Origin of the sequence: Maribacter spongiicola, from assembly GCF_004364165.1 — a bacterium.
In the GTDB taxonomy this organism is placed as follows: Bacteria; Bacteroidota; Bacteroidia; order Flavobacteriales; family Flavobacteriaceae; genus Maribacter; species Maribacter spongiicola.
The window spans coordinates 196,030-208,332 of sequence record NZ_SOAY01000010.1 but is presented as its reverse complement, the minus strand read 5'-3'; the positions used below and the strand labels follow the sequence as shown (position 1 = coordinate 208,332).

Below are 12,303 nucleotides of genomic sequence, written 5' to 3'. Positions count from 1 at the left end.
CATCAGTTCCCTTTTTTTTGAAAATTCAACCAAACACTATCAACATGAAAACACAACAACTTAAATCTCAACTACTCGGAACTTCACTTTTATTTTTATTAGGATGCGGACTCATTACCTCACAAGAAACTAACGATGGTTGGGAAACCATGTTCAATGGTAATGATTTAGATGGGTGGACCACCAAAGTGCACCATTATGAAGTGGGTGATAACTATGCAGATACCTTTAGGGCAGAAGATGATATGGTAAAGGTGAGGTATGATAAATATGAAGGAGAATTTAACAATAGGTATTCTCATTTATACTATGACAAACCTTTTTCAGATTTTCATTTTACGGTACAGTATAGATTTCTAGGCGAACTATATAGAGGAGCACCAGATTATACGATTTTGAATAGCGGTGTAATGTTTCATTCTCAAGATCCAAAAACCATGCTAAAAGAACAAGATTGGCCCATAAGTGTTGAGATACAATTTTTAGCAGGGGTAGAAGAAGGTGTAGAACGCCCAACAGGCAATATGTGCTCACCAGGTACCGATGTAGTTTTTGAAGGTAAAATAGACCCAAGACATTGTATCAAATCAACATCCGATACATATTATGGTGATCAATGGGTAACGGCAGAATTAGTAGTTTATCACGATTCATTAGTTAAACATATTATTAACGGAAAAACAGTGTTAGAATACACAAAACCACAAATTGGTGGTGGTGTAGCTAATGGTTATGACCCCAGAATGAAAGAAGACGGTAAGTTATTAACAGAAGGCTTTATTGCTTTACAAAGCGAAGGGCAACCAATTGATTTTAAAAATATAAAAATTAGAAATTTAAAAGGATGTACAGATCCAAAAGCAACGAACTACAAAGAGTATTACGAGGTTTCAGATTTAAAAGCATGCAGCTATAATTAAATTGGTCGCTTAAAAATTAAGTAAACAACACTATTTTAATATAGCACTGTATTTAGAATTATTGCTTAATAATTCGGTAGCAGCTAAAATAGCATCATCATTATTTAAGTAATATTGGTACAAACCATCTCTGTAGAAATAACGCTTAACAATTTCATCTTCAAGATTCTTTTGAATCTCACTTTGGTATTTGTCCAACGCGTTGATTTTACCTTTTTCAATGTTGGCCAACAACGTTTTATAGCTATCCTTAACATCTGAACCTAAAAAGTCATTTTCATCGCCAGATAGGGCTTTTTTAATGGCTTGCTCTGCTTTGGTTTCAAAAGAGAAACTACTCTGTTTTACGTAGCTCTTAAAAGCAGTAAAGTCGGCATCTGTAAATTTAAAGTCGGCAACGGCATTATACTTATGTGAATAATGGTAATTAGTAGCATAATCGAAAATGACGTTATTCTGTAGCAAAGCCAAAGTAAGGTCATTGGTTTTAGAAGTGGCTACTTCAATATCTGGTAAAATACCACCACCATCTTGTACTTTTCTACCGTTACGGGTCGTAAAATCATTGAAAGTAGTATTACGCACAGCTTTACCACTTTCATCTCTGTTCCAATAATCTAATGATTGTATGCAACGGCCAGATGAAGTGTAATATCTAGAAATGGTCACTTTTAATTGTGTACCATAAGTCAATTTTAGCGGGCGTTGTACCAAGCCTTTACCAAAGCTTCTAGCACCCATTATTACCGCTCTGTCTAAATCTTGTAAACTACCAGAAACAATTTCACTTGCCGAAGCACTGCTTCCGTTTACTAAAACCACAAGTGGAATTTCTTCATCTACAGGTTGGTTATTAGTGTGATATTCTCGGTTAAACTTTTTGACCTTAGATTTTGTAGTCACCACCAACTCCCCTTTAGGTACGAATAAGTTAGTCACGTTAATAGCTTCAGATAATAATCCGCCAGGGTTGTCCCTAAGATCTAAGATTATTTTTTCTGCACCTTTACCTTTTAAATCTAAAAGAGCCGCTTTTGTTTGTTCGGTTGCTTTAGCATTAAATTTTGCCAGAACAATATATCCGGTTTTGTTATCAATCATTTTAAAGAAAGGCACGGCATCTACTTCAATACCTTCGCGGGTAATAGCTGTTGTATTTAATTTACCCTGTCTTTTAAAAGTAACATTTATAGTTGAGCCGTTAGCCCCTTTAAGAAGCTCACTCGCATTATCTTCAAAATCGGCTACTTTGATATCTCCAATTTGTATTATTTCATCACCAGCCTTCAATCCTGCCTTATCTGCGGGGTATCCTTGGTGTGGTTCTATAATTAGCAGTTTATCATCAAAAGAACGGACCATAGCACCAATACCAGAATATTCACCAGCGTTATTTATACGGTATGTCTCAACATCTTGTTCGTTTAAGAATTTGGTATAAGGATCCAATTCGTTCAGCATATTTTTAATGGCGGTGTCCATTAATTCTGCAGGGTTGGTTTCGTCCACATAGTTCATGTTCAATTCTTTGAACAAGGTGGTAAAGATTTCGATTTGTTTGGCTATTTCAAAAAAGTCGCTTTTATAACTACTTCCTACAAATAGAAAAGCGATGGCAATTATGGGTACAAGTACTTTTTTACTTATTATTTTTTTCATCAATCTGTAGCTTAAACTTGTTTAAAACGAGCTTCATTTTATGATCTAACTGCTCAAAGGTGGGCATATCCTTACCAAGGTATAAAAATAGAAACGCAAAGTTTGCATCTGTATTGTTAAAAACCAGTGCTTTATTAAGTCTATAAGACTCTCTAAGTAGCCGCTTAATCTTATTTCTATCTACGGCACTTTTAAAATTTCGTTTAGATACGGTAACCCCTGTTTTAATAGGCACTTCTTTTTGTTCTACGGAAAGATAAATTAATTTCAGCGGATATACCGAAACGCCCCTACCCTCTTCAAACAACTGGGTAATGAGTTTTTTGCTTTTAAGTTTTTCCTTTTTTCCGAAGGTGGCATCCATTATAAAAGAAGTATTAAAAAGAACTAGCCCCCAATGAGGGGGCATAAATATCTAAAAGTTTAGCAAAAGAAACTACTCTGCTTGCCAAACATTATTCTCTAAATTGACATCTGCCATTAATTGCGAAGGATCAATAACAATTGCTTTTATTGAAGACATTGGTTTGTTTATAGTAAAGTTATACGTTGGGTAAGCCCAAGGCCAGTCTTCTATAACAGTTCTTTCAATACCCTCATAAGGGTTTGCTTTTTCACCACGCATCATACGTAAAGGAGCATAAAAGGTTTCTTTAGAATCATCATTATATACCACCAAAATATCTATAGGCATTGGCATTAAACCAATACGTTCTAAGGTAACTGTAGTATTATTTTCTGATGCAGCAACCTCTTTAATACTGTAGTCAATAGTATTAGTCGTTTGTGTCCAATCGGTTAAATACCAATCTAGTTCAAAACCAGATACTTTTTCAGCAACACGTTTAATATCGTTAGGCACCGGGTGTTTAAACTTGAACTCATCGTAGTATTGACGAATAGTTTCCATCAATTTATCTTGACCGATAACATAGCCCAATTGAGATAAAAATATAGAGCCTTTACTATATGCAGAAACACCATAAGCAAAGTTAAGAGCATAACGATCCGCATAGGTACCTTGAGGTTGTTCTTTACCCGAAAGCGCTAAGTTTCTATACCCTTTGTAAGTACCCTCAAACGGATTCTCTTTTTCGTAATCCATTATTTCGCTCATACAAAGCTTAGAAATAAAAGAAGTAAACCCTTCATCCATCCACTCATGTTTAGCTTCATTAGTGGCTAATATATGTTGAAACCATGAGTGTGCCATTTCATGCGCCATAACACCAACAAGGCTACCAAATTTGCGGTTACCTGTAATAAGAGTAGACATGGCATATTCCATACCACCATCACCACCTTGAATAACCGAATATTGATCATAAGGGTATTTACCAATGTTTTTACTAAAAAACTGCATAGCCTCTATCGTTTTAGGCTGAAGTTTTTTCCAGTTCTCTAAAATTTTAGCATCGTCTTTGTAAAGAAAATGAAGTACTGGTCCGTCAGGTACTTGCTGAATATCGTGAATATATTCTGGGTCTGCGGCCCACATGAAATCATGTACCATTGGAGCTTTAAAGTGCCATGTTAAGGTCTTGCCCTTTTGTTTTTTAATTTTGGTACCAGGCGTCTCGTAACCATGACCAATCTCATCAGGGTTTTGTAAATAACCAGTTCCACCAACGGTGTATTCTTTATCAATGGTCAATTTTACATCAAAATCTCCCCATACCCCTTGAAACTCGCGAGCGATATATGGATCTGCATGCCAACCTTCAAAATCATACTCCGCTAGTTTTGGGTACCACTGACTCATAGATAAGGCAACACCTTCTTCACTATTTCTACCAGAACGTCTAATTTGTAAAGGCACTTGACCTTTAAATTCCATGTTAAATGTAGACTTCGCACCAGCAGCTATCGGCTTAGCCAAATCAACAACCAACACAGTGCCTTCCTCTGAAAAAGTAACCTTACTACCATCTTGTGTTAAAGAGGTAGCATGTAAGTAACCTATTTCGCTATCGGTAAGTGATGCTATTCTACTTTTCTTGTCTGGCGTAGTCATTCTATCATCTGGATCTGCGATGTTCTGCAGGCGAATATCCATTTCACTACCAGGTTGAAAAGCGTTGAAATACATATGGAAGTAAACACGTTTTAACTCATCTGGTGAGTTGTTCGTGTAAACCAAAGTTTGTGTACCGTTATATTGAAAATTGTCAACATTCATATCTACCGCCATGGTATAATCAACATGTTGTTGCCAATAATCGGTTTTATTCTGGGCAAATAATGCAACAGTGAATACTACCGTTAAAAATGTAAGAAATGATTTAATCATGAGAGTTGTATAAAATTATAATTTAACCTGTCCGGCAGCTACTTTACTTGCTAATACCAAAGCATTATATGCATTTGCGATTTTACCAGAAGTAGACACTTCGTTTAAAGATCCGCTTTTACCGCCATTGCTGCCTAATACTACCTTAGTTTTAATTGGTAAACCAGATTGTAATATGATTTTTTTGACCTGTGCAGCTGTTAGGTTTGGATATTGAGAAATCACCAAAGCAGCAATACCGGCAACACCAGGAGAAGCCATTGAGGTACCAGGTGAATATTCGTACTCGTTGTTTGGGTAGGTAGAATAGATATCTGTGCCCGGGGCAAAAATATCAACATTTATTTTACCATAATTAGAATAGCTAGCAACCATTTCAGAACCATATTTAGGATTCAAAGCACCAACTGTAATTACGTTATCGGCAAATTCTGGTCCGTTTGTAATTTGATCGTTAGGAAAGTTTGGATTTGTAGGATCATCTAAATCGGCACCATCATTACCAGCTGCATGTACGAAAAGAACATTTTTCTTCGCGGCATATTTTAAAGCATCGTTTACCCATTCGGCCTTTGGTGAAAATGACTTACCGAAACTACCGTTTATTACACGGGCACCATTATCAACAGCATAGCGAATACCTCTAGCAATATCCTTGTCGTACTCATCACCATTAGGTACAGCTCTAATACTCATTATAGCTACGTTATTGGCAACACCGTTAACACCTTTACCATTATTACGTTCAGCAGCAATAATACCTGCAACGTGCGTACCATGACTTTCATCATCTACCCTGTTCATTGGGTTACCATTACCGTAATTTACATCTGCTAAATTATAAGGGTCATCACCAACAGGAGATCTACCGTTGAAATCTTTATTTAGATTGTAGTTAAGCTGTTCTGAATAATACTTAATTCCTTTGTTTAAATCGTCAAGTACGCCAGGTATTGTTTCATTAATACTTAACATTTGGTTCAGTATGGCAACATTTCGCTGCATAGCCTCGTCCGTTGCTTTTATACCAGCAAGATCTTGTTTGTTGTACGTTTCTTTCTTCAAGTACTTTTTAACATCGTTATCAGCATTCTTTACCGCTTGGTAAATAGACTCGTATTGCTCTTTACCTTGTAAAGCCTCGTTGTATTTAGCATCTAATTGTGATTTAGCTTTTGATAAAGTAGCAGCATCCCCAATATTTAAGCGAAGCATACGTACATATTCTAGTTGCTCATTATAAGATTCGCCTAAGAAGTTATACCCGTGAATATCATCTATATAACCATTACCATCATCATCAATACCATTACCTGCTCTTTCTTTTGTATTCGTCCACAGAACATTAACAAGATCTTCATGTTTTAAATCTATACCAGAATCAAGAACGGCAACAATGGTTTTGGTTCCTTTTCTGTTTTTTATGATTTCACTGTATGCTTTATCAACACTCATACCAGGTATAGTGTCTGCTACAAGGTCTAAATGACCCCAATTATTTTTCTCGCTGGTAGTAAGATCCGCAATTTTTAAAGGAGTAGAATCTATATTTTCTACAGGAGTAAGAATTAATCCGCTTCCGCCTGCTGTGCCTGCACTACCACAACTAGTTAAAATGGCAGCTATTGTAAGGGTGAAGATTGATTTAAAATATGTATTTGTCATACTAGGGTAACTTTTAATAATTTATTTATAGTTAATTATGATTGTATTAATTGAAAAGTTCGTTGAAGGTATAAATTTGATCAAGCCGAACACCACGATCAGTATGTTTTAGGGTACATAATTGATTATGTGCATCATGTTCAAAAAACAGATAGTATTTATTATCTGCCGCTTCGTTTAAGAATAACGCTTTCTCTGCCATTGTCATTAGTGGTCTCGTATCATATCCCATTACATATGGTAATGAAATATGACCTACGGTAGGTATAAGGTCTGCCATGTAGGTAATGGTCTTACCTTGATATGAAAATTGTGGTAACATTTGCTTTTCGGTATGCCCGTCTACAAAACGAATATCAAAACCTAGCGGACTATTTTTTAAAAAATCATTTTCTGTGTGATTAATAAAATTCAAATGACCACTTTCTTGCATTGGTAGTAAGTTCTCCGTTAAGAAAGAAGCTTTTTCTCTTGGGTTGGGTTCGGTGGCCCATTTCCAATGTTTTTCATTGGTCCAAAATTTTGCATTTTTAAAAGCAGGTTCATACCCGGTTTTATCTTTGTTCCACTGAATGGCACCACCAACATGATCAAAATGAAGATGGGTTAAAAATACATCGGTAATATCATCTCTATGAAAACCATGTTTTTTTAAAGAAGAATCTATCGTAAAATCGCCCCATTTATAGTAATAGCCAAAAAATTGATCAGACTGTTTATTACCCATACCGGTATCAATTAATATCAATCGGTCGCCATCTTCAATTAAGAGACTTCTTGCAGCGATATCAATTAAATTGTTTTGGTCTGCTGGGTTTGTTCTTTGCCAAATCGTCTTGGGAACAACACCGAACATAGCGCCACCGTCCAATTTAAAATTACCGGTTTCAATGGGATAAATTTTCATAAGGGGCAAAATAATAAAAGCGAATGATATCTTAAGATTATTAAGAATATATTATCATTTAACCCACAGAAAAGTGAAGATTTTACTATTTATAAATATCTGTGCCGAGTTTTGTGGTATAGTAAAGGTTAGGCAGTATTTAAATTATTTGGTAGGCGGTTGTTTAGTCTTCAGCAAGTAAATGTCCAATTTGGTGGTGTGCCAATGGTTTTATTAAATGTTTTGTAACTACCGAGTACTCTTTGCCTTTTTCTGAATCAACAGAGTCCATAGACGAACTTAGAATATAAATTTTACAATGGTCTGTCAATGCTTTTGGTAGGTTAATGTATTCATCTAAAAACTCAAAACCATTCATTCTTGGCATCTTAATATCTAGAAAAATTACATCTGGGTAGTCCTCGGTATTATCGACAATACTTGTTAAATGTGCTAGAGCATCATGACCAGACGTCATAGTTGTAATTTGAGAGATATTATCTTCTTTCGAAATAATGGCTTTGTTTATGAAATTGTCCACATCCGAATCGTCTATCAATAAAATATTTATATCCTTTGCCATATTATAATCTGCCTGATTCATTTGGTATCCTTATAGTAAACGTTGATCCTTCTCCAATATTTGATTTAGCTTCGATAGTACCTTTTAATTTTGTTATAACTTCTTTAACAATAAACAAACCTATACCAGACCCCATTACTTTAGAAGACACTCTATAAAACATGTCAAATATTCTTTCAAGTTGGTCATCTGCCATACCAACACCATTGTCCTTTATTACTATAATAGCCTCATTATCGTTTGTCTTAACATTGATCCAAATAGAGGGCGATTCTTTATCTAAATCATGATATTTGATTGCATTAGAGATAAAATTATTCAATAAAACCGAAATTCTCTTACTGTCAGACACAAAACTGGTATTATCGGATATATGAACTTCTATATTTATTCTATCGGTATTCTCTAAGTACCAAAAGCTTTCTAGACAATGCTCAATTAAAGTAGTAAAATTTATGGTTTCTAACTCTACCTTTAGGTGTTTATTTCTAGAATACTCAATAATATCTTTAATGAAATCATCTAATCTTTCTATAGATCTTTCCATCATGTTTAAATGTTGAAACAACTTTGGGTCAATATCTTCATGTTGAATAAGGTTTATGAGCCCTAATACAGAGGATAAAGGGGCTCTTAATTCGTGAGAAGCGCTGTAAACAAAACTGTCAAGTTCTGAATTTGTTTTTTGAAGTTCTTGAAATTGAGTTTCTAAATTATTTTCTGCCTCTTTTCGTTTTGAGTCGTCAAAAATATTGACCAAGTAACTGACTTCGCCTTTTAATTGAAAAGGGGTAATTGACAGCAGAAGGGTCTTTTTTAGTCCGCTTTTGAGTTGAATCTTATACTCTTCGTTCAATATCTCGCCTTCTTCTATAAGTTTTTCCCAAAGTCTTCTTCTCTCGTTTTCATTAATAAATATTTCTTGAGATTCTATAACTGTCTTACCAAGTAATTTTTTCTTTGAGGTCTCTAGTATAGAGTATACCATTTCGTTGGCGTCAATTACTCGTCTTTGCTTATCTAAAATAAGCATGCCCATTAGATTGGTATGGAAAGCCTTAGAAAATTTTTCTTGACTTTCTTTAAGTGCTAATTCTGAAATAACACTTTTGGTAATATCCATTGCAGTACCATGATAAACTACAGGCTCACCATTTTCATCATAAATTATTTCAGAAAAAGCTAAAAAGTATTTAAAAGAATTGTCTTTGAGTTGAATTCTATAATTACTGGGTGTAGCAATACCTTCACCTTTTTTCTCGGCAAGTTTAGTATCTAAAATAAGTACGTCTTCATGATATATAATTTCCCTCACCAATTCTGGTGTAATAGGAGTATTTGGAGCTATTTCATGCATAGCATACATCTCTTTAGACCATTCTACTATAGGGTTTTCCATGTCCCAATGCCAATAGCCTATATTGCCAATTCTAATGGCAGCATTCATTTTTGATTGTAAATCAAGAATTTCAAAATCGGCCTCTTTTTGTTTTGTAATATCTATAACTGTACCTCTAAATACAAGTCCCTTATTATTAGTGTCTCTTATAACTTCTACCTCAACCATCAGATACTTAATGGAGCCATCTCTAACAATAATTCTATAGGTGAAATTATGATTGTTCTTCTCTTTTATAATATCAGTTAGATTTTGGCGATGCTTTTCTAAATCTTCTGGGTGAATGATACTTTCTAAATAAGGTATGGTCAAAACCGTGTCTTGGTCAATATCATATATGGTATACATTAAAGGCGAACAAATGAACGTCTTTGTTTCTATGTCAAAATCCCAGTATCCAATTTTACCAATACGAATGGCCGCGTCCATTTTACCTTGTAATGCAAGTATTTCTTTTTGATTTTTTTTACGTTCTGTTAAATCAAAACCAATAGCACCTATTGCAATGGGTTGGTCAGATTTTTTGTCTTTAATCAAGAAACCAGAAAATTCTAATGGGGTCTTTTTTTTAGTTTTAAAATTTTTCAAAGGAACTTCGCCCGACCATAAGCCTTTTTCCATAATGGTGGGCATATGTTCATTAGCGATGACATCTCTATATTCATCATCGAAAAAATCAAAAATGGTACTGTTTTTAACGTCAAAATCAACAGGGAGGTCAATCATCTTTTTACCGGCATCGTTCATAAAAACGGATTCACCTTTTAAAGTTGCCAGACCAATAAACCCTGGGCTATTCTCAATAATAGAGATTAATTGCTGTTTTTCTTGTTCAGCCTTTTTTTTGTAAGTGATGTCTCTAAAATATACTGAAAGTCCGCTAGGTGAAGGGTATAGGTGATTTTCGATCCAAAGGTCAGCTGTTGGGTGGTATTGTTCAAAATGAGTGTACACCTGATCGACCATCGCCTTTTTAAATGCGATATAGCCGTCTGAATTCTTAAAATCTGGATATTCGTCCCATACATTTTTACCCAACATTTCTGCGGCGTTCATACGAACCAGTTTGGCCGCCTTTATGTTGATATCGGTAAAACACCAGTTTTGATCAAACGCAACGAAGGCATCTGAAATTCGTTCGGTAAACTGTTTATATTTTTTTTCACTTGCAAGTATGGCCAAGTTGGCGCTTTTCGCCTCTGTTTGGTCAATGAAAGTACTTAGACTATATTTTTTACCTAAATAGTCATAAGGTTCGGCAGAAGTTATTAAATGTAATTTCTCACCTTTATTATTTGTAAAATCTAACTCAGTTTTATCGATACCTTCAGATTCTATTATAGATTTTTGACACGGGTTGGTATTTAAAGCCGGCGAAAAATCAATCAGCCCAATTTCATCAAGGGTTTTTCCTTTAATTTCATCTAACGAATACCCAATAAGGTTTAGAAAGTAAAAATTAGCGTCTACCACACATCTATTTTGATCTTTAATGACCATACCTACAAACCTGTTATTATAGGCCTTACCGAATCTTGCTAAATTTTCTTGTGCGGCTAGCTCTAATTCTTTTCGTTCGCTTATATCTCTTACAATACCTAAAACTGTTGTCTCATTTAATTGTCTAGCACTTACTTCACCGTAAAATAGAGTGCCATCTTTTTTTATCAATCTTCGTTCTGATCGTACAGTTTGCCCTTCACGCATCTCTTTATAGCGTGGTGGTTTTTTTTTAGTGTCTTCAGGAACAGTAATATCTATTAAATTCTTTGTTAATAGCTCTTCTTTATCATAGCCTAACATTTCTAGTCCATAAGGGTTTGCATCTACAATATTACCCTGAAAATCAATGAGGAATATACCGTCAGAAGCCCCTTCAATTAATAATCGGTATCTTTCTTTACTATCATTTAAGAGCGCTGTTTTTTCATCAACAAGTTTATTTAATTTAGCTGGTTGACGCATTAGAAACCACGACAAAATACCACAAACTATAGATAATATTAGACCGAGAACGGCAAATAGAATAGCACCAGAATTTGAATGTGTATTATTTGAGTAGACATACAACTTCCACTCGCCTTGGCTGGTGGTAAGTGGTACACCAATTGCACCTTCTTGAAAACTATTTTTTGATGTATAAAAGGTTTCTTCAGAATTATCCGTGTTTATTTTAACCAGTTTATAAGAGAATTTTGTCTGCTCAAGAGAATCTAATTGAACCGCATTTACAATAGTTGATAGACGTACCACGGCTGCAACGAAGCCATTGAATTTCCCGTTCTTGTACATAGGTCTGCGACCAATAACGCCCGAACCACCTTGCTTTAAATAAATGGGTCCGGCTGTATAGTAATCTCCTTTTTCAAGAGTAATCTTTGCTCCAAACTTATTTTCAGGATCGTTAAGAATATTCATACCAAGCACCTCATTCCCTTTAAAAGGATAAACGTGTGTAATTACACCTTCGGCATTAACTAATTCAAGAGCATCAACGCTATTGTTACTATTTAAAAGAATTTGCGCAATACTGTCAAAATTATTTGGTAAACCATATTGGTCAACAATAAATGCTAAAGTTTGTGTGACATTATAACTTTGGCCTAATACGTTCTGTAGGTCTATTTTAAGTTTATTAACTCTTTCATTTACTGTCTGGAGTTCTGTTTTTTGATAAATTTCATATTTTTGAAAGGCAATGAATTGGGTGATTATAAAAATAAAAAAAAACGTGGCAAGACCGTATAGAATAGGGTTTTTTAAAATAGACCGCTTATAGGGTTCAGACATTTTTATAAATATGAAGTATATAATTTTTTTTAAACCAATACTGTTGGTAAAAGCTTAAACCATAAGGTATTTACGAAGTTAAAAAAGTCGCGCCTATTATAACGTTTTTTC

General features: G+C 34.8%; 8 protein-coding genes. 1 reads left to right on the top strand and 7 read right to left on the bottom strand.

Translation table 11 applies throughout. The features are described from left to right. Positions 1-44 precede the first annotated feature (44 nt). Positions 45-920 carry a 3-keto-disaccharide hydrolase gene (locus CLV90_RS01630; protein WP_133685783.1) on the top strand — a complete coding sequence of 292 codons (876 nt, stop codon included), beginning with the start codon at positions 45-47 and terminating at the stop codon, positions 918-920. 30 nt (positions 921-950) lie between these two features. Here CLV90_RS01630 and CLV90_RS01625 read toward each other — a convergent pair whose 3' ends face one another. The 7 genes from CLV90_RS01625 to CLV90_RS01595 form a co-directional block, all read right to left on the bottom strand. Continuing rightward, the gene (locus CLV90_RS01625) at positions 951-2,579 is read right to left on the bottom strand and encodes a S41 family peptidase (protein WP_133685782.1); all 1,629 of its coding nucleotides are present in this window, start codon (positions 2,577-2,579) and stop codon (positions 951-953) included. Next, on the bottom strand, positions 2,560-2,988 hold the full coding sequence (gene rnpA / locus CLV90_RS01620; RefSeq protein ID WP_243835242.1) for a ribonuclease P protein component: 429 nt from the start codon (positions 2,986-2,988) through the stop codon (positions 2,560-2,562). Before rnpA ends, CLV90_RS01625 begins: the two co-directional genes overlap by 20 nt. Positions 2,989-3,015: 27 nt before the next feature. Next, complete coding sequence (locus CLV90_RS01615) at positions 3,016-4,869, bottom strand: M1 family metallopeptidase (protein WP_133685781.1); 1,854 nt, start codon at positions 4,867-4,869, stop codon at positions 3,016-3,018. Positions 4,870-4,884: 15 nt separating this feature from the next. Next, positions 4,885-6,534, bottom strand: coding sequence for a S8 family peptidase (locus CLV90_RS01610; protein WP_133685780.1), 1,650 nt, complete (start codon positions 6,532-6,534; stop codon positions 4,885-4,887). 46 nt (positions 6,535-6,580) lie between these two features. Beyond that, a complete protein-coding gene (locus tag CLV90_RS01605) occupies positions 6,581-7,441 on the bottom strand; it encodes an MBL fold metallo-hydrolase (protein WP_133685779.1) in 861 nt (286 codons plus the stop codon). Between the two features lie 163 nt (positions 7,442-7,604). Further along, on the bottom strand, positions 7,605-8,024 hold the full coding sequence (locus CLV90_RS01600; protein WP_133685778.1) for a response regulator: 420 nt from the start codon (positions 8,022-8,024) through the stop codon (positions 7,605-7,607). Then, positions 8,005-12,192 carry a PAS domain S-box protein gene (locus CLV90_RS01595; RefSeq protein ID WP_133685777.1) on the bottom strand — a complete coding sequence of 1,396 codons (4,188 nt, stop codon included), beginning with the start codon at positions 12,190-12,192 and terminating at the stop codon, positions 8,005-8,007. The genes CLV90_RS01600 and CLV90_RS01595 overlap by 20 nt, the downstream gene beginning before the upstream one ends. Positions 12,193-12,303 lie beyond the last annotated feature (111 nt).

Excerpts from the sequence above, each read along its gene's own strand:
- CLV90_RS01595 (WP_133685777.1), bottom strand. The coding sequence starts at position 12,192 with ATGTCTGAACCCTATAAGCGGTCTATTTTAAAAAACCCTATTCTATAC.
- CLV90_RS01615 (WP_133685781.1), bottom strand. The coding sequence starts at position 4,869 with ATGATTAAATCATTTCTTACATTTTTAACGGTAGTATTCACTGTTGCA.
- CLV90_RS01625 (WP_133685782.1), bottom strand. The coding sequence starts at position 2,579 with ATGAAAAAAATAATAAGTAAAAAAGTACTTGTACCCATAATTGCCATC.
- CLV90_RS01600 (WP_133685778.1), bottom strand. The coding sequence starts at position 8,024 with ATGAATCAGGCAGATTATAATATGGCAAAGGATATAAATATTTTATTG.
- rnpA (WP_243835242.1), bottom strand. The coding sequence starts at position 2,988 with ATGCCCCCTCATTGGGGGCTAGTTCTTTTTAATACTTCTTTTATAATG.
- CLV90_RS01605 (WP_133685779.1), bottom strand. The coding sequence starts at position 7,441 with ATGAAAATTTATCCCATTGAAACCGGTAATTTTAAATTGGACGGTGGC.
- CLV90_RS01610 (WP_133685780.1), bottom strand. The coding sequence starts at position 6,534 with ATGACAAATACATATTTTAAATCAATCTTCACCCTTACAATAGCTGCC.
- CLV90_RS01630 (WP_133685783.1), top strand. The coding sequence starts at position 45 with ATGAAAACACAACAACTTAAATCTCAACTACTCGGAACTTCACTTTTA.